The sequence below is a fragment of the Geodermatophilus sp. URMC 62 genome (assembly GCF_052931475.1).
On sequence record NZ_JBRFHY010000001.1, the window covers coordinates 654,128 to 677,024 of the forward strand.

Sequence of the window (22,897 nt, forward strand, 5' to 3'; positions counted from 1 at the left end):
CGCTCCTCGGACGGTGACGGCGGGGACGCCGCGCGGGCTGCCCACGGACACCACGATCCCACCGGCGGGTCGGCCACCGGCGCGTCGACCGCTCGTCGGGCAGCTCCCCCGGCGGCCCCGGCCGCCGTGTCGGGACGGGCGAGCGGGGGCGAGCTCGTGCCCGGTCGCTCCGGCTGTCGCCGCCTCCGCGGGACGGGCGTCACGAGCCGCTCCACCGGGCTGCCGCAGCGGTGGTCGGGACCGGTCGCGCGCGCCGGCCGGACGGGCGCCCCAGCGCGCGGAGCCCGAGCAGCAGGTCGAGGACGGCCTTGACCAGCAGGAAGGCGATCCCGGCGAGCACTAGGCACAGGAGGTCGGGGGTGGAGCCGAGCAGCAGCGGGACGGTGAACGGGGAGCCGAGCAGCAGGGTGCCCAGTCCCACGAACACCCCGAGGTACAGGGCTCCCGCGAGGAGGACGTCGAGCACGACGGTCGGCGCGAGGGCGCCCCACCGGCCGCGGCGTGTGGCCCGACCGGGCAGGGACGCCGCCCACCTCCGTCGCCGCCACAGCGACCACCCCATCGCCGCGAGGGCCAGGAGCGCGGCGGCGTCCACGACGGCGTAGGTCCACCCGAAGGCCCGGCTCGGGTCCGCCGCGGGCAGGCCGGCCAGCGCGTGCAGGCCGGCGCGGTAGGCAGCGGCCGGGTCGGTGAGGAAGCCGTTGCGGGCGGTCAGGACGACGAGGGCCTGCCCGGTGTCGGGCAGCAGCCCCACGTCGGCGTGGAACCCGACCTCGTCCCCGGTGTGGGCGACCACCCGGTGCCCGCCGACGCTGCCGATCCCCCACCCGAGGCCGTAGGATGCCGTGTCCTCGGCCGCGGCGCCGGGCGGCGTCGGCACGGCGGCGGTGTGCATGGCGCGCAGGCCGGCCGCGGAGATGACCCGGCGCCCCTGCCAGGTGCCGTCCCCGAGCTGGAACCGCAGGTAGGTCGCCAGGTCGTGCGCGGTGGAGACCAGCTGGCCGTCGGCCAGCGCGCCGTCGTACCACCGCGCGTCCTGGCCGACGCTCACCCCGAACCAGACCGTCGACCCCTCGGGCAGGCCGTCGGCCTCCGCGTCGGCGAGCCGGACGGAGCTGTGCGCCATGCCGAGCGGCGCGAACACCTCGTCCTCGACGTAGTCGCCGAAGGACCGCCCGGACACCCGCTCCACCAGCAGGCCCAGGACGGCGTAGTTGAGGTTGCAGTAGTGGAACGCGTCGCCGGGCCGGCTGACCGGCTCGACGTCCGCGGCTCCGGCGACCCGCTCGCGCAGCGACAGCCGCGGGTCCGCGTAGACGTCCAGCCCCGCCTCGGTGGGCAGTCCGCTGGTCTGCGCCAGCAGGTGCCGCACGGTGACGACGGCGGCCGGGTCGGCGGTGCGGAAGCCGGGCAGGTAGCGGGCGACGGGCGCGTCGAGGTCGACCAGGCCGCGGTCGGCCAGCTGCACGACCGCCAGCGCGGTGACGGTCTTGGTGACCGAGCCGATGACGAACGGGGTGTCGCCGTCGATGCCGGGACCCCAGCCCCCGGTCCGCACCCGCCCGCCGTCGACGACCGCGTAGGACGCCACGGGGACGGAGGACGCCGCCAGCTGGGCCCGCACCCGCTGCTCCACGCCGGTGGGGGCCACGCCGCCCGCCGGGGCGGCGGAGGCCGCCGCGCCCGGGAGGAGGACCAGCGCGCCCGCCACCCCGGCCACCACCCCGCCCGCCGTCGCGCGCGCCAGGCCGGGCGGCGTCCCGGCCCGCGTCCTCCGGCGGCGGAGCCGGGGCGCCGCACCCGCCGACGGACGGCGGGGTGGCCTCCGGTCGGCGAGGACCCACATGGCGGCGGCGAGCACCCACACGAACGCGAACACCCAGCCGTCCGCGCCGCTGCCCACCCCGTCGTCCCGGAGGAGGAGCCCGCCGAGGTTGACCAGGGCGTGGAACACCCCTGCGACCAGCAGGGAGGAGCCACGGCCGCGCTCCACGGCCACGCCCAGCACCACGGACATCGCCACGCCGGAGAGCACGAAGGCGCCGGCCACGACCACCCCGCGCGCGAACACCTGCACGTGCCAGGCGGTCCACAACAGGCCGACGACGGTGCTGGCCCCCAGCACGGGGAAACGGCGGCGCAGCAGCGGCTGGAGCAGGCACCGCCAGCCCAGCTCCTCGCCGCACGCGCCCAGCAGCGCCAGCGGGGCCACGACCACGAGCGGAGCGGTCAGGTCGCGCAGCGGCAGCACCTCGACCGGCCACCCCAGCCCGGCGCGGACCCCCACGTACGCGAGGAGGACGAGGGCCACGGTGCCCGTGACCGGACCCAGCCGGCGCACCGTGGCGGCGCTGCTCCCGCGGACGGTGGCCGCCACCAGGCTCCGCAGGTGTGGGAAGACCGCGAGCACGGCGGCCACCGCGATCGAGGGCGCGAACTGCACGAGGCTCCAGGCCTGGGGGCAGAACCGGGTCGCTCCCGCCACGCGCTGCAGCGCACCCGCGGCCGGCAGCGCGACCGCGCAGAACAGGACGACCGGCCGCCACGCCCACCGGTCGCCGTCCCGGCCGGTCGGTCCGGACACCTCGCTGGCCGCCATCGCGCTCCCCCCCCTCGCCGGTGTCCCGCTCGGGACGGCCCCGGACGCTAGGAGCGGCGGAGCCGGGTGCGCGTCAGCCGGCGGCGGGGTCCTCGACCTCCCCCGGGGAGGGCACGGCGAGGTCGCGTACCCGACCCGGGGAGGAGGCCGGGTGTCGTCCTGGAGGAGGACGCCACGGGCCCGGCCCGGCCCTACCGTGGCGGCCGTGGCGCACTCCCCCGCCCCCGCGCGACGGATCCCGCCCTGGCTCGCCGACGTCGCCCTGACCGGAGCCGTCACCGTGGTCACCGCGGCGCAGCTGCTGGCCGCGCCGGCCGCGGTCGCGGGCCAGCGGCCCGTCGACGCCGTCGCCTGGGCGCTGGCCGCGCTGGCCGCGCTGCCGGTCCTGCTGCTCCGGCGGCGGCCGTGGACGGCGATGGCGCTGACCTCCGCCGGGGTGGTCGGCTACAGCCTCCTGGGCCATCCGGAGTCGATCTCGGGCTACGGCGTCCTCGTCGCGCTCTACGGCGTGGCGGCGCGGTACCCGCGGCGGATCTCGCTCGGGGCGGTCCCGCTCGTGCTGGCGGGCATGGTCGTCTTCTCCCTCTCGTGGCCACAGGGGTACACCCTCAACGACGTGCTGGCCGACCTGCTGGTGACCGGCGCGATGTGGGCCCTGGGCGACGCGGCCCGCACGCAGCGGAGGCAGGCCCGCGCCCTGGCCGAGCGGGCCCGGGAGGCGGAGGCGAGCCGCGAGGCGCACAGCCGCGAGGCCGTCGTGCACGAGCGCCTGCGGATCGCCCGCGAGCTCCACGACGTGATGGCGCACAGCATGAGCGTCATCGCCGTCCAGGCCGGCGTCGGCCGTCACGTCATGGACCGCGACCCCGGGACCGCCCGCCGGGCGCTCGCCGTCGTCGAGGACACCAGCCGCCGCACGCTGGCCGAGATGCGCCAGCTGCTCGGCGTCCTCCGCGTCGATGACGAGGTCACCGACGACGTGGCCACCGCCACCGACGGCACCGCCACCGACGGCAGGGCCACCGACGGCAGGGCCACCGACGGCAGGGCCGCCGGCGACGGCGCCGCACCGGCGGGCGCGGCGGCAGGAGCGGCGACCCGCGCCCCGCAGCCGGGGCTCGACCGGCTCGGGGAGCTGCTGGCCACGGCCCGGGCAGCCGGGTCCGCGGTCACGCTGTCGACGTCGGGGACGCCCCGGCCGCTGACCGCCCAGCTGGACCTGGCCGCCTACCGCATCCTGCAGGAGGCGCTGACCAACGCCGCGAAGCACGCTGGCCCGGCGACGGTCGAGGTCGCGCTCACCTGGCGCGACGACGGCCTGCTGATCGAGGTGGACGACGACGGGCCCGGGCCGGCGAGCGGTCGGCCCGGCGGCGGCTACGGGCTGGTCGGCCTGCGCGAGCGCGCCGCCTCGGTCGGCGGGGACCTCGAGACCGGGCCCGGACCGCGCGGCGGCTTCCTCCTCCGCGCGAGGCTGCCGCTGCCCGTGCGGCCGGCACCGGCGCCGCAGGGCCTGGCGTGACCGTCCGCGTGCTCGTCGTCGACGACCAGGAGCTGGTCCGGGCCGGCTTCTGCGCCCTGCTGCGCGACGACGGCCTCGAGGTCGTGGGCGAGGCCGGCGACGGGCAGGAGGCCGTCGAGCTGGCCTGCGCCCACCGCCCCGACGTCGTCCTCATGGACGTCCGGATGCCGGTGATGGACGGCATCGAGGCCACCCGGACGATCCTGGAGCGCTGCCGGGCCGACGACGGGAGCCGGCCGCGGGTCCTGGTCCTCACCACCTTCGACCTCGACGACCACGTGTTCGCGGCCCTGTACGCCGGCGCCTCCGGCTTCCTGCTCAAGGACACCCGGCCGGTCGAGCTCCTCGCCGCGGTCCGGGTCGTCGCCCAGGGCGACGCGCTGCTCTCCCCTGACCTCACCCGCCGGCTCATCGCCGAGTTCACCCGCGGTCCCGACCCCTCCTGGCGGCCGTCCACGGTGCGCCTCGACGGCCTGACCGACCGGGAGGTCGACGTCCTGCGGCTGGTCGGGACCGGCCGCAGCAACCAGGAGATCGCCCGCGAGCTGTTCGTCACCGAGGCGACGGTGAAGACCCACCTGGGCCGGGTCACGGCCAAGCTGCACCTGGGCAGCCGCGCGCAGGCCGTCGTGGTCGCCTACGAGAGCGGGCTGGTCAGACCCGGATCGCCCCACACCCGGCCCGCGGCCTCCGGCCGGTCCCCCGCTGTAGGCGACACCACCGACCGGTTCGGTCGGTAGACCGACCGATACGGTCGGCCCGCCGTACGGTGGACCCCGTGGGACGACCGTTCCGGCAGCAGGTGGACGAGGGCATCCTCGACCGCGCCGCCGCCCTCTTCGCCCGTCGCGGCTTCGCCAAGACGTCCGTGCAGGACGTCGCGGCCGCCGTCGGCCTGTCCAAGGCCGGGCTGCTGCACCACTTCCCCTCCAAGGACGCGCTGTACGGGGCCGTCCTCGCCCAGGCCGACACGTTCGGCAAGCAGGTCCTCGACGAGGTGCGCGACCTCCCGGCCGGTGCCGAGCGCGACCGGCGCGCCGTGGAGGTGCTGGTCGACGTCGCCCTCGCCCACCCCGGCCTGGTCGCCCTGCTGCTCGCCCCGGTCACCCGGCTCGAGGGCACCCGGATCGGTGGCACCCGGATCGGTGGCACCCGGATCGATGGCACCCGGATCGACGGCGTCGAGGACCCGGACACCTCGGTGCCCGAGCTGGTGCTGCAGGTCTTCGGCGTCGACCGCGAGGCCACCGAGCCGCAGCGCCTCGTCCGGGTCCTCGGGGCGCTGGCCGCGCTCGCCGTCCTGACCCTCGCGGCCCACGCCGAGGACCGCACCACCGCGTGGCGGCCGCACGTCGTCGCCACCTGCACCGACGCGCTGGGCCACCGCCGCCCCGGCGCCGCCCTCCCCACCCCCGACCAGGCGGAGGCCTGATCAGCATGGCTGTGTTGTTGTCCCGGCTCGGCGCCTCCTCGCACCGGCACCGGCTGTCCGTCCTCCTCGTCTGGCTCGTCGTCCTCGTCGCCGGCGGCGTCGGTGCGGTCACCCTGGCCGGCGAGACCACCAACTCCTTCTCCATCCCCGGGCAGGAGTCGACGACCGCGCTGGAGCGGATCGGCGAGGAGTTCGGCGTGAGCGGCGGCGCGAGCGCCCGGGTGGTCGTGCAGGCCCCCGACGGCGCTCAGCTGACCTCGCCGGACAACGCCGCGGCGGTCACCGCGCTGGCCGGCGAGCTGGCGCAGCTGCCGGGTGTCGCGTCGGCGACCAACCCGCTGGACCCGGCGGCGCCCGCGGTCAACGCCGACCAGACCACCGGCTACAGCACCGTCACCTACGACGCCGCGCCGGGCGAGGTCACGCCCGAGGAGCAGGACGCGCTGCTGACCGCCGTCGACGACGCCCGCGACACCGGGCTGACCGTCGAGGTCGGCGGCGAGGCCGTCCAGGAGCCGCCGCACGTCGGGGGTCCCGCGGAGGCGATCGGTGTCGTCGTCGCGCTCGTGGTCCTCGCCGTCACCTACGGCACGCTGGTGATGGCCGGGCTGAACCTGCTGACCGCGCTGGTCGGCGTGGGCATCGGGGTCCTGGGCATCACGATCGCCACCGGCTTCACCGACCTGTCCTCGACGACGCCGACGCTCGCGGCGATGCTCGGCCTGGCCGTCGGCATCGACTACACGCTGTTCATCGTCACCCGCTTCCGCCAGGAGCTGCGCCGGGGCGCCGACGTCGGCACCGCGGTCGCCATCGCCACGGGGACCGCGGGCTCGGCCGTGGTCACCGCCGGTCTCACCGTGGTCATCGCGCTGGTCGGCCTGTCGGTCGTCGGCATCCCGTTCCTGACCCAGATGGGCGTGGCCGCGGCCGCCACGATCGTCGTCGCCGTCCTCATCGCCCTCACCCTGGTGCCGGCCGTCCTCGGGTTCCTCGGCACCCGGGCGCTGCCCCGCCGGCACCGGCCGACGGGCGGCCGCCACGTGCGGCACGGCGCCCACGAGGCCGCCCGGCGCAGCTTCCTGGCCGGGTGGGTCGCCACGGTCACCCGGCACCGGGCCGTGTCGCTGGTGCTGGCCGTGGTGGCCCTGGGCGCGGTCGCCGTCCCGTTCTTCTCGATGCAGACGACGCTGGTGCAGACCCCCGCCAGCGACAGCACCCAGGCCCGCGCCCAGGAGCTGCTCGCCGACGGCTTCGGCGAGGGCGTCAACGGCCCGATCACCGTCCTGTTCGAGGGCGACGGCGCGGCCGAGGCCGCGGCCGGGGTCAGCGGCGCGGTCACCGGCCTCGACGACGTCGCGCTGGTCACCCCGCCGGTGCCCGACGCCGACGACACCGCGGCGCTGCTCACGGTCGTCCCGCGGTCGGGTCCCACGGACCCGGCCACCGAGCAGCTCGTCGCCGACCTGCGCGACCTGCTCGCCGGCACCGACGGGGTCCGGGCGTCGGTGACCGGCCAGACCGCGGTCAGCGTCGACGTCGCGCGGAGCCTGGACGAGGCGATGCCGGTCTACCTGGCGCTCGTGGTCGGCCTGGCGCTGGTCCTGCTGGTGCTGGTCTTCCGCTCACTGCTGGTGCCGCTGGTCGGCGTCCTGGGCTTCGTGCTCACCATCGGTGCCTCGCTCGGGGCGACCGTCGCGGTGTTCCAGTGGGGCTGGCTGGCCGACGTGGTCAACCTCGACGGGACCGGGCCGCTGATCAGCCTCACGCCGATCCTGGTCATCGGCATCCTGTTCGGCCTGGCGATGGACTACCAGATCTTCCTGGTGTCGCGGATGCACGAGGCGCACGCGCACGGCGCCCCGCCGCTGGAGGCGATCCGCACCGGCTTCCGGCAGGCGGCGCCGGTCGTCGTCGCGGCCGCGCTGATCATGTTCAGCGTCTTCGCCGGGTTCGTCCCCGCCGGCGAGGCGACCATCAAGTCGATCGCCTTCGCGCTGGCCGCCGGCATCCTCTTCGACGCCTTCGTCGTCCGCATGGTGCTGGTGCCGGCCGCGCTGGCGCTGCTCGGCCACCGGGCGTGGTGGCTGCCCCGCTGGCTGCGCTGGCTGCCCGTCCTCGACGTGGAGGGCGCCGGCCTGCAGCGTCCGGCCGCCGCCGAGGACCGGCCCGAGATGGTCGGCGCCGCCGGGCGCTGACCCCGCCCTCCGGGGCCCCGCCGCGCGCGGGGCCCCGGGACGGCGTCAGCTGGTGAGCATGCCGCCCTCCACCGGGATCGTCGTCCCGGTGACGTAGCCGCCGGCGTCGCTGACGAGGAAGACCAGCGCGGCGGCCAGCTCCATCGGGTCACCGGGCCGGCCGGCGAGGACGCGGCCCATCTGCTGGTCGAGGTAGCCCTCCGGGTACTGGTCGGTCATCTCCGAGGCGAAGAAGCCCGGGGCCAGCGCGTTGACCCGGATGCCCTTGCGCCCGGTCCACTGCTGGGCCAGGTCGCGGGTCAGGCCGATCAGCCCCGCCTTGCTCGCCGCGTAGGCCGCCTGCGGCAGCCCGGCGGTGGTCAGCCCCAGCACGCTGGAGATGTTCACGATCGAGCTGCCCGGCTGCATGACCCGCCCGCAGGCCTGCGCCATCCAGTAGCAGCCGTTGAGGTTGACGTCGATGACCTGCCGGAACTCCTCGGGCTTCTCCCGGGTGGCCGGCGCCGCGGTGCCGATGCCGGCGTTGTTGACCAGGACGTCGACCCGGCCGAACTCCGCCATCGCGGCGTCGACCAGACCCTGGCAGTCCTCCACCTGCGCGACGTCGGTGCGCACGGTGATCGCCCGGCGTCCGGCCGCCTCGACCGCCTCCCTGGTGGCGGCCATGCGGTCCTCCCGCCGCGCGCCCAGGGCGACGTCGGCCCCCGCCTGCGCCAGCGCTCGGGCGAACACCACGCCCAGCCCCGAGGACGCCCCCGTCACGATCGCCACCCGGCCGTCGAGCCGGAACATGTCCAGGACAGTCCTGTCCGCCACGAGCGCACTCCTTCCGTCGGTCCCTCTGTCGGTCCCCCCGACCCCACCGGGACCGTAACCGTGGTGTGGGGTGTATCACCGGCGGGGCGGGTAGGGAGCCCCCGCCAGCCGGTCCGCACACGGAGGAGGTCCGTCCATGACGTCGGGGACACCGTCGGGGTCGCCGCAGTGGCGGCAGGCGTTCGACGCCGTGGAGCGCCGCGTCACCCCGCACGCGGAGAACCTCGTCCGGACGCCGGGGTTCGCCACCGGCGTCGCCCTCGTCCGCCGCGCGCAGAACCTCGCCCGCGACGGCGCCCGCGGGGTGTCGGCCCGCGCCTGGCACCTGCTCAACCTGCCGGCCGGCACCGACCTGGCCCGCCTGCGCGCCCAGATCGGCGCGCTCGACCGGGAGGTCCGGCGGCTGACCGTGCAGCTGGAGAACGAGCGGCGCCGTCCCCGCGCCACCGCCGACGCGACCCCGGAGGAGCCCGATGCCGACGGTGCCCAGCCCGCAAGCAGTCCTCGACCGCGTCCGGCGCGACGTCGAGCGCAACGCCCTGCGGGCACGTAACGGCATCAAGCTCGTCGCCGGCGTCGACCGGCCCGGCGTCGGGCTCACGCCCAAGGACGTCGTCTGGGAGCGCGGCCGCACGCAGCTGTGGCACTACCGCAGCGACAAGGTGCGGTACTCCCCGCCGCTGCTCGTCGTGTTCAGCCTGGTCAGCCGCAGCTACATCCTCGACCTGACGCCGGGCAACAGCTTCATCGAGCAGCTGCTCGACGCGGGCTTCGACGTGTACATGGTCGACTGGGGCGAGCCGGACGCCCGCGACGCGCAGAACCGGCTCGAGGACTACGTCGACGACTACGTCCCCGCCGCCGTCGAGCGGGTGCGGGAGATCTCCGGCGCCGACGAGGTCAACCTCTTCGGCTACTGCTTCGGCGGCGACCTCTCCCTGCTCTACGCCGCCCACCACCCCGACGCACCGGTGCGCAGCCTCACCGTCCTCGCCACCCCGGTCGACTTCACGCAGATGGGCCCGATGGCCGACGTCTTCCGCGGCGGCCTCGAGGTCGACGACGTGGTGGACGAGGACGGCAACGTGCCGCCGCGGGTGGTGGTGCAGGGCTTCAAGACCCTCACCCCCACGGCCGAGGTCACCCGCTACGTGACGCTGTGGGAGAAGCTCTGGAGCGACGAGTACGTCTCGGCCTACCAGGCGATGACCGGCTGGTCGGACGACCACATCCCCTTCCCCGGGGCGGCCGCGCGCGAGACGGTGCAGATGCTCGTGCGGGACAACGGGATGGTCACCGACCGGCTGACCGTCGGCGGTGACCGGGTGCACCTGTCCGACATCCGGTGGCCGTTCCTGACCGTGCGGGCCGACCGGGACCACATCGTGCCGCCGGACGCGACCGCGCCGCTGATCGACCTGGTCGGCTCGGAGGACAAGCACGAGCTGCGGCTCAAGGCCGGCCACATGGGCCTGGTCGTCGGCCGGACGGCGGCGAAGACGACGGTGCCGGAGATCATCGACTTCCTCCGGCGACGCAGTGACGAGACCGCGCCCGGCCCGGCGGCCGGGCAGGAGGAGGACCAGTGACGGTGGAGGTCCTCGAGCTGCAGGAGGCGCACTGTGACGCCCTGCTGCGCTTCTTCGGCGGGCTGCCCGAGGGCGACCTGACGTTCATCGAGGAGGAGGTCACCGACCCCGACGTCGTCCGGTCGTGGGCGACGGGGAAGGCCGGTGGTCGGCGGTGGGTGGCCGTGGACGGCGACTCCGGCGAGGTGGCCGGCTACGTCGCCGTCCGCCCGCTCACCGGCTGGTCGTCGCACGTGGGCGAGGTGCGGCTGGTCGTCTCCCCCACCCGGCGCGGCTCGGGGCTGGGCCGGCAGCTGGCCCGCCTGGCCCTGGTGTCGGCGGTCGGCGACGGGCTGGCCAAGCTGGTGGTCGAGGTGGTCGCCGAGCAGGGCGCGGCGCTGGCGCTGTTCACCGACCTCGGCTTCACCGGCGAGGCGCTGCTGCGCGACCACGTCCGCGACCGCGAGGGGCAGCTGCGCGACCTGATGGTGCTGGCCCACCACGTCGACGAGACCTGGGCCGGCATGGCCACCGTCGGCCTGGACGAGGCGCTCGGCCAGGACCTGAGCTGACCTGCGGGGCGCCCCCGCAGGTCGGCTCACCCTCCCGTGACCCGGCCGCCGTCGACGGCGACGCGGCGGGTGGTCGCGACCGCCTCGAGCATCCGGCGGTCGTGGGTCACCAGCAGCAGCGTGCCGGGATAGGCGGCCAGCGCCGACTCGAGCTGCTCGATGGCCGGCAGGTCCAGGTGGTTGGTGGGCTCGTCGAGCACCAGCACGTTGACCCCGCGGGCCTGCAGCAGCGCCAGCGCCGCGCGGGTGCGCTCGCCCGGGGACAGCGAGGTGGCCGGGCGCAGCACGTGCTCGGCGGTGAGCCCGAACTTCGCCAGCAGGGTGCGCACCTCGGCGGTCGGCCAGTCGGGCACCTCCGCGGCGAACGCGTCGAGCAGCCGGCGCTCGCCGACGAAGAGCCCGCGCGCCTGGTCGACCTCGCCCAGCCGCACCGCCGGGCCGAGCGAGGCGCTGCCGGAGTCCAGCGGCACCCGCCCCAGCAGCGCGCCCAGCAGGGTCGTCTTGCCCGACCCGTTGGGCCCGGTGATGGCCACCCGGTCGCCCCAGTCGACCTGCAGGCTCACCGGCCCGAGCGTGAACCCGCCCCGCCGGACGACGGCGTCGCGCAGCGTGGCGACGACGGCCCCGGCGCGCGGCGCGGCGGCGATGGTCATCCGCAGCTCCCACTCCTTGCGGGGCTCCTCGACCACCTCCAGCCGCTCGATGCGCCGCTCGGTCTGCTTGGCCTTCGCGCCCTGCTTCTCCGCCGTCGCCCGGTTGTGCGCCTTGATGAACTTGTCCGGGTCCTTCTGCTTCTTCACGGCGTCCCGCACGCCCTTGGCCAGCCAGTTGCGCTGCATCCGCGCCCGGGCCTCGAGGTCGGCCCTCGTCTCGGCGTACTCCTCGTACTCCTCGCGCGCGTGCCGGCGGGCCACCTCCCGCTCGGCCAGGTAGGCGTCGTACCCGCCGTCGACCACCCGGACCAGCTGCTGGGCCAGGTCGAGCTCGACGACGCGGGTGACCGTGCGCGACAGGAACTCCCGGTCGTGGCTGACCAGCACGATGCCCGCGCGGTTGCCGGCGACGAAGGCCTCCAGCTGCTCGAGGCCGGCCAGGTCGAGGTCGTTGGTGGGCTCGTCGAGCAGCAGGACGTCGTGGCGCGACAGCAGCAGCGCGGCCAGCCCGACCCGCGCCGCCTGGCCACCCGACAGCGAGGGCATCGGCGCACCCGGGTCGACACCGGGAGCGACGTCGGCCAGCACCTGACCGAGCCGCTCGTCGAGGTCGGCGCCGCCGAGGGCCAGCCACCGCTCCAGCGCCTCGCCGTAGGCGTCGTCGGCACCGGGCCGGCCGGCGGTGAGGTCCTCGGTGGCGGCGTCCAGGGCGGCCTGCGCGGCGGTGACGCCGGTGCGGCGGGCCAGCGCCGCGGCGACGGTCTCGCCCTCGCGCCGCTCGCGCTCCTGCGGCAGGTGGCCGACGGTCGCCGTCGGCGGGCTCAGCGCGATCGAGCCGGACTCGGCCGGCAGCTCGCCGGCCAGCGTGCGCAGCAGCGTGGACTTGCCGGCGCCGTTGACGCCGACCAGCCCGACGACGTCACCGGGGGCGACGACGAGGTCGAGGTCGGAGAAGAGGACGCGGGCTCCGTGGCCGGCGGCCAGGCCGCGCGCGACGAGGGTGGCGCTCATGAGGTGCTCCCGGGAGGACGGTCGGATCCACACGACGTCGGTCTCGGGGCTCACAGCACGGGGCCACCATAGCGCGCGACCGGCTCAGCCGTCCTCGTCGTTCCCCGGGTCGGCGCCCTCGAACAGGCCGCCCACGTCGTCCTCCGGGCCGGTGGCCAGCACGTCGTCGGTCAGCTCGTCGAGCATCTCCTCCAGGGCGTTGTCGTCCTCTCCCGGCGGCCGGCGCTGCACCAGCCACGGCTGCAGTTGCTCGTAGCCGCGCACCGAGACCCGGCGCAGCGGCCGCACCCGGTAGCCGTGCAGGCCGCGCAGGTGACCGGCGAGCACACGGTCGACCAGCACCGTCCCAGGCCGGGCCAGCGAGGTCAGCCGGCTGGCCAGGTTGACCACCGGTGAGTAGACGTCGCCCAGCCGCGTGAGCACCGTGCCGTGGGCGGCCCCCACCCGCAGCGGCGGGCGGTCCTCGGTCTCCCACGCGTCGGGCAGGGTCAGCCCGATCTCGACGGCGTCGACGGCCGAGGCAGCGGTGTACAGGACGCCGTCGCCGACGGTCTTGACGACCCGGCCGTGCGAGCGGGCGATCACCTCGGTGGCCGTCGCCTCGAACGCCTCGACCATCGCGCCGAGCTCGCGGCCGTCCATGCCGCGCGAGCGGGCGGTGTAGTCGACCAGGTCGGCGAAGCCGACGGCCAGCTCCCGCCGGTCCCCCGGCGCGTCGGCCGACAGCAGCCGGTCGACGTTCGCCGCCAGGTGCCGGCGCCACACGTAGTCCTGGGTGCGGGTCAGCAGCGGCAGCAGCACCTCGGCGGCGGCCACGGCGTCGGCCCTCCCGTGCTCCCGGGCCTGCCGGGTGAGGACCTCGGCGAGCATGTCGGTCTGCCAGTCGGCCAGCCGCGACAGCGCCTGCGCGGTGGCCCGGGCGATCGAGGCCTCGGTGTCGGCGTCGACGAAGCCGGAGTCGATGAGCGCCGTGAGGGTCCCCAGTGCCCCGACGTCGGCGAGGGTGAAGGCGGGGTCGTCGTCGGCGACGTCGGGGAACCCGAGCGCCCGCCACAGCCGCTGGGTGCGCTCGGGCGGCATGCCGGCGGCCTCGGCGACCTGCAGCCGGGTCAGCCGGCGCGGCCCGCCGAGCAGCAGGCGCTCGAGCGCGTCCCGGATCGCGGAGTCCGGGTCCCGTCCGGGAGGGTCCGTGCCGGGGGCGTCCATGGCGGCCGGACCGGCGGTCAGTCGGTGGCGTGCACGACGGGCTCGCCTCGGCCCGGCCGCCGGGGACCGCTCGCGCGGAGGGAGGGGACGGAGCCGTCCGTGCCGACCACGATCGTCCGGTAGGCGCTCACGGCGCGACTCTAGTGACCGGCGGACGGCACCGTGCCGCCGGTCACGCCGACTCGGGGACCTCGCGCGGAACCGCCCGGGGAGGGCGTGTCGCGACTGACGGGGCTGCCGTCCGCGGGGCCGCGTGGGCCAGGATGGCCGGTGCACGGGGGTGGACGACGAGGGGAGACAGGACAATCGCGACCACGGCCAGCGACGCGGCCGGTCACCGCGGACCCGTACGGGTCGAGGTGTCGGGCCTGACCAAGAGCTTCGGTCCCGTGCGGGCGGTCACCGACCTCGGCTTCACCGTGGAACCGGGCGCGGTCACCGGTTTCCTCGGCCCGAACGGAGCGGGCAAGACCACGACGCTGCGCATGGTGCTCGGCCTGATCACGCCCGACGCCGGCACCGCGACCTTCGACGGCGCCCCCTACGCGGCGCTGCCCGACCCGGTGCGCACCGTCGGCGCGGTCCTCGAGACCGCCTTCCACCCCGCCCGCTCCGGGCGCGACCACCTGCGGGTCTACTGCCGCGCCGCGGGCCTGTCCCCCGCCCGCGCCGACGAGGTCCTCACCACCGTCGGCCTGGCCGCGGCCGGCCGGCGCCGCGCCGGGGGCTACTCCCTGGGCATGCGGCAGCGGCTGGCCCTGGCCACCGCCCTGCTGGGCGACCCGCCGGTGCTGGTGCTCGACGAACCGGCCAACGGCCTCGACCCCGAGGGCATCCTGTGGCTGCGCGGCTTCCTGCGGCACCTGGCCCACGACGAGGGCCGGACGGTCCTGGTCTCCAGCCACCTGCTGGCGGAGATGGAGCAGACCGCCGACCGCGTGGTCATCGTGGGCGCCGGCCGGCTGGTGCGGCAGGGCTCGATCGCCGAGCTGCGCTCCGGCGCGCACGGCGCCGGCACCGTGCTCGCGCGCAGCCCGGAGGCCGGCCGGCTCGCCGCCGTGCTCGCCGACGCCGGCCTCGACCCCGCCCGCGACGAGGACGGTGTGGTGACCGTGACCGGGTCGACGCCGGCCGAGGTCGGCGCCCGCGCCTTCGCCGCCGGGGTGGAGCTGCACGAGCTGCGGGCCGAGACCACCGGCCTGGAGGACCTCTACTTCCGGCTCACCGCCGGGCAGGAGCAGTTCGCCGCCGGCTCCCCCACCCCGACCCCCGAGGGAGCCGCGCGATGACCGGGCTCGTCCGCGCCGAGTGGACCAAGCTGTTCACCACGCGCGTCTGGATCGGCCTGCTGGTCGGCGCCTGCGTGCTCGTCGCCGGGTTCAGCATCCTGTTGACCGCCTTCGCCGGGAACGCCCGGAGCCCGGTCCCCTCCGTCGGCAGCGACGTCTACGAGCAGCTGGCCTTCGCCACCAGCACGAACGTCGTCGTCCTGTTCCTCATCCTCGGCGTCATCGGGACGACCCAGGAGTACCGGCACCGGACGGCGACACCGACGTTCCTGACCACACCCCGCCGGGGCCGCGTGGTGGCGGCCAAGCTGCTGGCCTACGCGCTGGCCGCCGTCCCGCTGGCGCTGGTGGTGCTGGCCGTCAACGTCCTGGTCGTCTACGTCGCCGCCGGCGCGCGCGGCGCCGTGCCCGACCTCGACGGGGACGACCTCCGCGTCCTGCTCAGCAGCGGGCTCGCGCTCGTGGTCTACGCGGTCATCGGGGTGGGCATCGGCGCCCTGCTGCGCAACCAGGTCGGGGCCATCGTCGGCGCGCTGGTCTACCTCTACGTGGTCGAGCCGATCATCCGGCAGATCCCGGCCACCGCCGCCGCGTACAAGTGGATGCCGGGCGGCGGGCTCGAGGCGCTGACCGCCACCCTCCAGGCCCCGGACCTGCTCGGGCCCGCCGCTGGCGGCCTGTTGCTGCTCGGCTACGGTCTGCTCACCGCTCTGCTCGGCACGGTCCTCGCCGTCCGCCGTGACGTGGTCTGAGCCCGGGCGCCGCACGGAGGACGGGGGACCCCGGATGACGACCCGCATGACCGCGTCGCGCCTCGCGCGGCTGGTGGCCGCCGGCGACGTCGCCGGGGTGCGGACGGCGGTCGCCGACGCCTCCCGGCTCCTGACCGGCACGGTGGAACACGCCGGTGAGACCGGCTGGACGCCGCTGCACCTGGCCGCCGCAGCCGGCCGGGAGGACGTCGTGCGGGTCCTGGTCGGTGCCGGTGCCGACCTCACGGCCCGCACGGAGTCCGGGCGCACGCCGCTGCACGTGGCCGTCGAGCACGCCCCCGGGCTGGTGGAGGTGCTCGGCGAGCTGGGTGCCGTGCCGGACGCGCCGGCCGCGGCCTCCCTCGACGACGCCCGCCGGCTGGCCCGCGAGCTCGACGCCGGCGCCCCGCTCACCGACCCGGCCAGCGGCCTGGACCTGCTCACCCTCGCCGCGGCCGGCGGCGCCGCGCAGACCCTGCGGCTGCTGCTCGACCGCGGCGCCGACCCCGACGGCGGCGCGCTGGCCGCCGCGGCCACGCTCCGGCGGGCCGACCTGGTGCGCGTGCTGCTGGCGGCCGGCGCGTCGGTCGACCGGCGCGACCCCGACACCGGGCGCACACCACTGCACGAGGCCGTGTCGGCCGGCGCGGGCGGCGACGCGCCCGAGGTGGTGCGCGTGCTGCTGGCCGCCGGGGCCGACGTCAACGCCACCACCAGCGACGGCGCCAGCGCCCTGGACATCAGCCGGGTCGCCGCAGCCCGCTCCCGGCGCGACGACGCAGGTCAGGCGCGGGCCGTGGACGGCCTGGTCGACCTCCTGGTCGCCTCCGGCGCCACGGATTGACCCACCGCACCGACGGGCCGCGGACCGTCTCCTGGCGCCCGCGTTCCGCCGTTCGGCCCCACCGACGGGCGTAGACTCCGGCCCCGGCTCAGAGACGTCCCCCGACGACGACGAAGAAGGCACCCGACCCGTGTCACGCGACAACTCACCCCGGCCGTCCACCACCTCCTCCTCCTCCGCGGTGGCGGGATTCGGCACCAACGAGTGGCTGGTCGAGGAGATGTACCAGCAGTTCCTCGCCGACCCCTCCAGCGTGGACCAGGCCTGGCACGAGTTCTTCGCCGACTACCGGCCGGGCAGCCCCGTCGCCGCCAGTGACGACCGCGAGCGCGGCTCCGCCACGCCGACCGACGACACCGCCCCCGCCCCTGCCCCGGCCGCCCCGGCCTCCGGCAACGGGTCGGCGAACGGCGCGGCCCCCGCCGCCCGCGCGCAGCAGCCCGCCCCCGCGGCCGCCGCCACCTCCCCCGAGCGCCCCGCCGTCGCCGACGCCGCCGGCTCGGCCACCCGGCCCAGCAGCCCCGCCGTCGCCCCGGACGCGCCGGAGCCCGCCCCGCGGTCCACTCCCGTCGCCGAGCGGACCGAGGCCACCGTGGTCGGCCGCGCCTCCGACCGCGCCGACCAGCAGCGCGCGGCCTCCCCCGCCGCCGCGCCGGAGCCCGCCGCCAAGGCCGCACCGAAGGCCGCACCGAAGGCCCCCGAGGCCCCGGCCGCCGACGGGCCGAAGCGGACGCCGCTGCGCGGCGCCGCCGCCAGCGTCGTGAAGAACATGAACGCCTCGCTGACCGTGCCGACGGCGACCAGCGTGCGCTCGGTGCCGGCCAAGCTCCTGGCCGACAACCGCATCGTCATCAACAACCACCTCAAGCGGGCCCGCGGCGGCAAGGTCTCCTTCACGCACCTGATCGGCTACGCGCTGGTCCGGGCGCTCGACGACTTCCCGGAGATGAACGCCTCCTTCACCGAGGTCGACGGCAAGCCGACCCTGGTGCAGCCCGAGCACGTCAACTTCGGCCTGGCCATCGACCTGCCCAAGTCCGACGGCAGCCGGTCGCTCGTCGTCGCCTCGATCAAGGCCGCCGAGACGATGGACTTCGCCCAGTTCTGGGGCGCCTACGAGGACGTCATCCGCCGCGCCCGCGCCGGCAAGCTGACCCTCGAGGACTTCTCCGGCACCACCATCAGTCTGACCAACCCGGGCACCGTCGGCACCAACCACTCCGTGCCGCGGCTGACCGCCGGCCAGGGCGCGATCATCGGCGTCGGCGCCATGGAGTACCCGGCGGAGTTCCAGGGGATGAGCCCCCAGGCGCTCACCGAGATGGCGGTCAGCAAGACCATCACGCTGACCTCCACCTACGACCACCGGATCATCCAGGGCGCCCAGTCCGGCGACTTCCTGCGCCGGCTGCACCAGCTGCTGCTGGGCGAGGACGGCTTCTACGACGAGGTCTTCCGCTCGCTGCGCCTGCCCTACGAGCCGGTGCGCTGGATGCCCGACGTGCGGGTCGGCCGCGAGGGGCAGATCGACAAGGAAGCCCGGGTCATCGAGGTCATCGAGGCCTACCGGCGCAACGGCCACCTCATGGCCGACACCGACCCGCTCGAGTTCAAGGTCCGCAGCCACCCCGACCTGGACATCCTCCAGCACGGCCTGACCCTGTGGGACCTCGACCGCGAGTTCCCGGTCGGCGGGTTCGCCGGCGAGCGGACCATGCCGCTGCGCGACATCCTCGGCGTCCTGCGCGACTCCTACTGCCGCACCGTCGGCGTGGAGTACATGCACATCACCGACCCCGAGGAGCGCCAGTGGCTCCAGGAGCGCATCGAGGTCAAGCACGCCCAGCCCGACCGCGACAAGCAGAAGCACGTGCTCGGCCGGCTCAACGCCGCCGAGGCGTTCGAGACGTTCCTGCAGACGAAGTACGTCGGGCAGAAGCGGTTCAGCCTCGAGGGCGGTGAGTCGCTGATCCCGGTGCTCGACGAGGTGCTCATCGCCTCCACCGACCACGGCCTCGACGAGGTCGCGATCGGCATGCCGCACCGCGGCCGGCTCAACGTGCTGGCCAACGTGCTCGGCAAGAGCTACGCGAAGATCTTCGGTGAGTTCGAGGGCAACATCGACCCCGGCACGGTCCAGGGCTCCGGCGACGTCAAGTACCACCTGGGCGCCGAGGGCACCTTCCGCAACCCGTTCCGGTCCGACGCCGAGATCGCCGTCTCCCTGGCGAGCAACCCCTCGCACCTGGAGACGGTCAACCCCGTCCTCGAGGGCATGGTCCGCGCCAAGCAGGACATGATCGACAAGGGCGAGGGCGGCTTCACCGTCCTGCCGGTCCTGCTGCACGGCGACTCGGCCTTCGCGGGCCAGGGCGTCGTCCAGGAGACGCTGAACCTCTCCCAGCTGCGCGGCTACCGCACCGGCGGCACCGTGCACGTCGTCGTCAACAACCAGGTCGGGTTCACCACCAGCCCGGCCGCGGCCCGCTCGAGCCTCTACTCGACCGACGTCGCCCGGATGATCGGCGCTCCGGTCTTCCACGTGAACGGCGACGACCCCGAGGCCTGCATCCGCGTGGCCCGGCTGGCCGTGGAGTACCGGCAGGCGTTCACGAAGGACGTCGTCATCGACCTCGTCTGCTACCGCCGCCGCGGGCACAACGAGGGCGACGACCCGTCGATGACCCAGCCGCTGATGTACGACATCATCGACCGCAAGCGCTCGGTCCGGAAGCTCTACACCGAGGCGCTGGTCGGCCGCGGCGACATCACCCTGGTCGAGGCCGAGGAGGCGCTCAAGGACTTCCGCGACCAGCTGGAGCGCGCCTTCGCCGAGACGCACGACGCGAGCGACACGGCCAAGCCCCAGCCGGTCATGGACCCGCGCACCCCGGAGCAGTCGACGGTCGCGACGGCGATCAGCACCGAGGTCCTCAAGACCATCGGCGACGCGCACGTCTCCTTCCCGCAGGACTTCACCGCGCACCCCAAGCTCAAGCGGATGCTCGAGCGCCGCGCGGCGATGGCCAGCGAGGGCGGCATCGACTGGGCCATGGGCGAGCTGCTGGCCTTCGGGTCGCTGCTCGTGCAGGGCGTACCGGTCCGGCTGGCCGGGCAGGACTCCCGCCGCGGCACCTTCGTGCAGCGGCACGCCGTCCTCATCGACCGCGACTCCGCCGCGGAGTACACGCCGCTGGCCAACCTCGCCGAGGACCAGGCGAAGTTCTTCGTCTACGACTCCCTGCTCAGCGAGTACGCCGCGCTCGGCTTCGAGTACGGCTACTCGGTGGCCAACCCCCGGGCGCTGGTGCTCTGGGAGGCGCAGTTCGGCGACTTCGTCGACGGCGCGCAGATGGTCATCGACGAGTTCATCAGCTCCGGCGAGGCCAAGTGGGGGCAGCGCTCCGGCGTCGTCCTGCTGCTGCCGCACGGGCTGGAGGGCCAGGGCCCCGACCACTCCAGCGGTCGCATCGAGCGGTTCCTGCAGCTGTCGGCGGAGAACAACATGACCGTCGCCAACTGCACGACCCCGGCCAACTACTTCCACCTGCTGCGCCGGCAGGCGCTCTCGGACGTGCACCGGCCGCTGGTCGTGTTCACGCCGAAGTCGCTGCTGCGGGCCAAGGCCGCGGTCAGCCCGGTGTCGGCGTTCACCGACGAGGGCTTCGCGCCGGTGCTGCCCGACCCGGGTGTGGGCGGCGAGCCGCTCGACGCCGGCGCGGTCCGCCGGGTGCTGCTGTGCAGCGGCAAGGTCGCCTACGACCTGCTGGCGCAGCGGGAGGCCGCGGGCACCGCCGACACCGCCGTCGTCCGGGTCGAGCAGCTGTACCCGCTGCCGGCCGAGCAGATCCGCCAGGCGATCGGGCGCTACCCGAACGCCACGGACCTGGTGTGGGTGCAGGAGGAGCCGGCCAACATGGGCGCCTGGTCGTTCATGGCCCTCAACCTGCCCGAGCACCTCGACGGGCGGACGCTGCGCCGCGTCAGCCGCCGCGCGTCGGCGAGCCCGGCCGTGGGTTCGGCGAAGGTGCACGAGGCGGAGCAGAAGGAGCTCGTCGCGCAGGCCTTCGCCGGCTGACGGGGCACCGACCGTGTACTCCACCGACCGCGGGCTGGAGGAGCTGGCCGACCGGCGGGGCGAGGAGCAGGTGACCCTCGCCTGGCTGGCCGACCAGCTCCAGGCCTTCGTCGACGCGCACCCCGACTTCGAGGTGCCGGTCGAGCGGCTGGCCACCTGGCTGGCGCGCGGCGGCACCGACGACGTCGACGACTGACGGCGATGATCAGGTGACCTGATCGTGGAGCGTCCTCCCTCACCGTGGAACGTGAGGGAGGACGCGCGACGATCAGGGTCCCTGATCATCGCGCCGGTGCGCCTCCCCCGCGGGCCCGGTGCGGGGAGAGACGCTGCGTGGGTGCTCGGTCACTCGCACGCCCTGTCCGGTCTGGCCGCCGGCGCGGCGACCCTCCCCTGGGCGCCGGTCGAGGGCGCCGTCGGCCAGGTCGCGTGGGTGGCCGCCGTCGGCGGGTTCTCGATGCTGCCCGACCTCGACCACAGCGGCTCGACGGTCTCCGACATGTGGGGCCCGGTGACCGACGTCCCGTCCGGGGCGGTCGGCCGGCTGGCCGGCGGCCACCGCTGGGGCACCCACGACGCCCTGCTCGCGCCGGTCGCCTGCGGTGCGCTCGCGCTGGCCGCGGCGAACCTGTTCTGGTCGAGCCTGCTGGTGATGGCGCTGGCCATCGGGCTGGCGCTGCGCGCGCTGCACTTCGTCATCCCGGGCCGGGCGGAGAACACCGTCGTCGGCAACCTGGTGCTGTCCTGGGGCGGGGCCTGGCTGCTGCTGGCCGACACGCCCCAGCCGACGTGGCTGCCGTGGGCGGTCGCGCTCGGCGTCCTCACGCACATCGCCGGGGACCTGATCACGACGCAGGGGGTGCCCGTCCCGCTGCTGTGGCTGCTGCGCCGCAGGCGGCTGGCGCTGACCCCCATGCGCACCGGGACGACCCTGGAGAAGGCGGTGCTCGCGCCGCTGTTCCTCGGCGTCGCCGTGTGGTTCGTCTACGCCAACACCGGCGCCCACACCCTCCTGGACCCCTACCTGCAGGCGCTGCGGGACCTCGGCTGAGCCCGGCCGCGCCGAGTGGCGGAGGGGCCGTCCTCACACGGTGACCTGCTCCTCGCGGGCGCAGCCGGCCACGGCCTCGGCGACCGCGGTGGCCACCCGCCGGTCCAGGGGGCTCGGGACGATGTACCCCGCCGCCAGGTCCTCGCCCACGACCCCGGCGATCGCCTCGGCCGCCGCGATCTTCATCCGCTCGGTGATCGCCGTGGCGCGGGCGTCGATCGCGCCGCGGAACACGCCGGGGAAGGCCAGCACGTTGTTGATCTGGTTGGGCAGGTCGCTGCGGCCGGTGGCCACCACCGCCGCGTACCGGGCCGCCATCTCCGGGTCGACCTCGGGTGTGGGGTTGGCCAGCGAGAACACGATGCAGTCCGGCGCCATCGCGGCGACCGCCGCCTCGGGCACCGAGCCCCCGGACAGGCCGAGGTACACGTCGGCGCCCTCCAGCGCGCCGACCATCGTGCCCGCGTAGCCGCTCCGGTTGGTGTTCTCCGCGACCCAGCGCTTGATCGGCGTCAGGTCCTCGCGGCCGGTGTGGATGACGCCCCGGGAGTCGGCGACGGCGAGGTCGCCGACCCCGGCCTCCAGCAGGATCTTGGTGCAGGCCACGCCGGCCGCCCCGGCGCCGGAGACGACGACGCGCAGGTCGCCCATCTGCCGGCCGGTGACCCGTGCGGCGTTGCGCAGCGCGGCCAGGACGACGATCGCCGTCCCGTGCTGGTCGTCGTGCATGACCGGGATGTCGAGCCGCTCGCGCAGCCGGTCCTCGATCTCGAAGCAGCGCGGCGCGCTGATGTCCTCGAGGTTGATGCCGCCGAAGGACGGCGCGATCGTCGCGACCGTCTCGACGATCCGGTCGACGTCGGTGGTCGAGAGCACCACGGGCACCGACGACAACCCGGCGAACTCGCTGAACAGGCAGGCCTTGCCCTCCATGACCGGCAGCGCCGCGGCCGGGCCGATGTCGCCCAGCCCGAGGACGGCGGTGCCGTCGGAGACCACGGCCACCACGCGCGGCGCCCAGGTGAACCGGCGGGCGAGCTCCGGCTCGGCGGCGATGGCGCTCGACACGCGGGCGACCCCCGGCGTGTAGGTCAGCGCGAGGTCCTCCCGCGACTTGATCCCGCGGGTGGGCCGGACGGCGAGCTTGCCGCCCTCGTGGACGCCGAAGGCCGGGTCCTGCGCGAAGCGATCGACCGCCGCGGCCTGCGGTGTGCGCTCCACCGCCGAGGCCCGAGCGGTGCGGTCGGCGCTGTCCCCGGCGGTGTCGGTCTGTGCACCCATGGGTCGGGAAGGTAGTCCTGTCCCC

General features: G+C 75.5%; 18 protein-coding genes. 13 read left to right on the top strand and 5 right to left on the bottom strand.

What is annotated here, in order from left to right; translation table 11 throughout:
• Positions 1–199: 199 nt before the first annotated feature.
• Positions 200–2,599 carry a serine hydrolase gene (locus tag ACU616_RS03080; RefSeq protein ID WP_446757023.1) on the bottom strand — a complete coding sequence of 800 codons (2,400 nt, stop codon included), beginning with the start codon at positions 2,597–2,599 and terminating at the stop codon, positions 200–202.
• 205 nt (positions 2,600–2,804) lie between these two features.
• Between ACU616_RS03080 and ACU616_RS03085 the strand changes: the two genes are divergently transcribed.
• Genes ACU616_RS03085 through ACU616_RS03100 form a run of 4 tightly spaced genes read left to right on the top strand, consistent with a single transcriptional unit; the run spans position 2,805 to position 7,751 of the window.
• Entirely contained in the window at positions 2,805–4,121 is a 1,317-nt protein-coding gene (locus ACU616_RS03085) for a sensor histidine kinase (RefSeq protein WP_446757024.1), read from the top strand.
• Positions 4,118–4,861: a response regulator gene (locus ACU616_RS03090; RefSeq protein WP_446757025.1), complete on the top strand. Its 744-nt coding sequence runs from the start codon at positions 4,118–4,120 to the stop codon at positions 4,859–4,861. The genes ACU616_RS03085 and ACU616_RS03090 overlap by 4 nt, the downstream gene beginning before the upstream one ends.
• A 38-nt stretch (positions 4,862–4,899) precedes the next feature.
• The gene (locus ACU616_RS03095) at positions 4,900–5,553 is read left to right on the top strand and encodes a TetR/AcrR family transcriptional regulator (protein ID WP_446757026.1); all 654 of its coding nucleotides are present in this window, start codon (positions 4,900–4,902) and stop codon (positions 5,551–5,553) included.
• 5 nt (positions 5,554–5,558) lie between these two features.
• Positions 5,559–7,751 (top strand): MMPL family transporter, encoded by a 2,193-nt coding sequence (locus ACU616_RS03100; RefSeq protein ID WP_446757027.1) that lies wholly within the window; start codon positions 5,559–5,561, stop codon positions 7,749–7,751.
• 45 nt (positions 7,752–7,796) lie between these two features.
• On the opposite strand, the gene ACU616_RS03105 is transcribed toward ACU616_RS03100, so the two are convergent.
• Positions 7,797–8,567 carry an SDR family NAD(P)-dependent oxidoreductase gene (locus ACU616_RS03105; RefSeq protein WP_446757028.1) on the bottom strand — a complete coding sequence of 257 codons (771 nt, stop codon included), beginning with the start codon at positions 8,565–8,567 and terminating at the stop codon, positions 7,797–7,799.
• A 136-nt stretch (positions 8,568–8,703) separates the two neighbouring features.
• On the opposite strand from ACU616_RS03105, the gene ACU616_RS03110 reads away from it, so the two are divergent.
• Genes ACU616_RS03110 through ACU616_RS03120 form a run of 3 tightly spaced genes read left to right on the top strand, consistent with a single transcriptional unit; the run spans position 8,704 to position 10,707 of the window.
• Positions 8,704–9,120, top strand: coding sequence for a hypothetical protein (locus ACU616_RS03110; RefSeq protein WP_446757029.1), 417 nt, complete (start codon positions 8,704–8,706; stop codon positions 9,118–9,120).
• Entirely contained in the window at positions 9,041–10,156 is a 1,116-nt protein-coding gene (locus tag ACU616_RS03115) for an alpha/beta fold hydrolase (RefSeq protein ID WP_446757030.1), read from the top strand. The genes ACU616_RS03110 and ACU616_RS03115 overlap by 80 nt, the downstream gene beginning before the upstream one ends.
• Entirely contained in the window at positions 10,153–10,707 is a 555-nt protein-coding gene (locus ACU616_RS03120; RefSeq protein ID WP_446757031.1) for an N-acetyltransferase family protein, read from the top strand. Before ACU616_RS03115 ends, ACU616_RS03120 begins: the two co-directional genes overlap by 4 nt.
• A gap of 26 nt (positions 10,708–10,733) precedes the next feature.
• Here the strand turns inward: ACU616_RS03120 and ACU616_RS03125 are convergent, their stop codons facing one another.
• Together ACU616_RS03125 and ACU616_RS03130 are read right to left on the bottom strand one after the other, a co-directional pair.
• A complete protein-coding gene (locus ACU616_RS03125; RefSeq protein WP_446757032.1) occupies positions 10,734–12,371 on the bottom strand; it encodes an ABC-F family ATP-binding cassette domain-containing protein in 1,638 nt (545 codons plus the stop codon).
• 84 nt (positions 12,372–12,455) lie between these two features.
• On the bottom strand, positions 12,456–13,577 hold the full coding sequence (locus tag ACU616_RS03130) for an adenylate/guanylate cyclase domain-containing protein (protein WP_446757033.1): 1,122 nt from the start codon (positions 13,575–13,577) through the stop codon (positions 12,456–12,458).
• A gap of 359 nt (positions 13,578–13,936) precedes the next feature.
• On the opposite strand from ACU616_RS03130, the gene ACU616_RS03135 reads away from it, so the two are divergent.
• The 6 genes from ACU616_RS03135 to ACU616_RS03160 all read left to right on the top strand — a co-directional run bounded on the left by ACU616_RS03135 (position 13,937) and on the right by ACU616_RS03160 (position 21,591).
• Positions 13,937–14,866, top strand: coding sequence for an ATP-binding cassette domain-containing protein (locus tag ACU616_RS03135; protein ID WP_446757034.1), 930 nt, complete (start codon positions 13,937–13,939; stop codon positions 14,864–14,866).
• Positions 14,863–15,618, top strand: coding sequence for an ABC transporter permease (locus ACU616_RS03140; RefSeq protein ID WP_446757035.1), 756 nt, complete (start codon positions 14,863–14,865; stop codon positions 15,616–15,618). Before ACU616_RS03135 ends, ACU616_RS03140 begins: the two co-directional genes overlap by 4 nt.
• Before the next feature lie 46 nt (positions 15,619–15,664).
• Positions 15,665–16,462 (top strand): ankyrin repeat domain-containing protein, encoded by a 798-nt coding sequence (locus ACU616_RS03145; RefSeq protein ID WP_446757036.1) that lies wholly within the window; start codon positions 15,665–15,667, stop codon positions 16,460–16,462.
• A gap of 130 nt (positions 16,463–16,592) precedes the next feature.
• The gene (locus tag ACU616_RS03150; RefSeq protein ID WP_446757037.1) at positions 16,593–20,540 is read left to right on the top strand and encodes a multifunctional oxoglutarate decarboxylase/oxoglutarate dehydrogenase thiamine pyrophosphate-binding subunit/dihydrolipoyllysine-residue succinyltransferase subunit; all 3,948 of its coding nucleotides are present in this window, start codon (positions 16,593–16,595) and stop codon (positions 20,538–20,540) included.
• Positions 20,541–20,553: 13 nt separating this feature from the next.
• Positions 20,554–20,736, top strand: coding sequence for a DUF6104 family protein (locus ACU616_RS03155; RefSeq protein WP_446757038.1), 183 nt, complete (start codon positions 20,554–20,556; stop codon positions 20,734–20,736).
• 141 nt (positions 20,737–20,877) lie between these two features.
• Entirely contained in the window at positions 20,878–21,591 is a 714-nt protein-coding gene (locus ACU616_RS03160; protein WP_446757039.1) for a metal-dependent hydrolase, read from the top strand.
• A 33-nt stretch (positions 21,592–21,624) separates the two neighbouring features.
• Here ACU616_RS03160 and ACU616_RS03165 read toward each other — a convergent pair whose 3' ends face one another.
• The gene (locus ACU616_RS03165; protein ID WP_446757040.1) at positions 21,625–22,872 is read right to left on the bottom strand and encodes an NAD(P)-dependent malic enzyme; all 1,248 of its coding nucleotides are present in this window, start codon (positions 22,870–22,872) and stop codon (positions 21,625–21,627) included.
• Positions 22,873–22,897: the final 25 nt, after the last annotated feature.

Excerpts from the sequence above, each read along its gene's own strand:
- ACU616_RS03165 (WP_446757040.1), bottom strand. The coding sequence starts at position 22,872 with ATGGGTGCACAGACCGACACCGCCGGGGACAGCGCCGACCGCACCGCT.
- ACU616_RS03140 (WP_446757035.1), top strand. The coding sequence starts at position 14,863 with ATGACCGGGCTCGTCCGCGCCGAGTGGACCAAGCTGTTCACCACGCGC.
- ACU616_RS03125 (WP_446757032.1), bottom strand. The coding sequence starts at position 12,371 with ATGAGCGCCACCCTCGTCGCGCGCGGCCTGGCCGCCGGCCACGGAGCC.
- ACU616_RS03145 (WP_446757036.1), top strand. The coding sequence starts at position 15,665 with ATGACCGCGTCGCGCCTCGCGCGGCTGGTGGCCGCCGGCGACGTCGCC.
- ACU616_RS03115 (WP_446757030.1), top strand. The coding sequence starts at position 9,041 with ATGCCGACGGTGCCCAGCCCGCAAGCAGTCCTCGACCGCGTCCGGCGC.
- ACU616_RS03130 (WP_446757033.1), bottom strand. The coding sequence starts at position 13,577 with ATGGACGCCCCCGGCACGGACCCTCCCGGACGGGACCCGGACTCCGCG.
- ACU616_RS03080 (WP_446757023.1), bottom strand. The coding sequence starts at position 2,599 with ATGGCGGCCAGCGAGGTGTCCGGACCGACCGGCCGGGACGGCGACCGG.
- ACU616_RS03110 (WP_446757029.1), top strand. The coding sequence starts at position 8,704 with ATGACGTCGGGGACACCGTCGGGGTCGCCGCAGTGGCGGCAGGCGTTC.
- ACU616_RS03100 (WP_446757027.1), top strand. The coding sequence starts at position 5,559 with ATGGCTGTGTTGTTGTCCCGGCTCGGCGCCTCCTCGCACCGGCACCGG.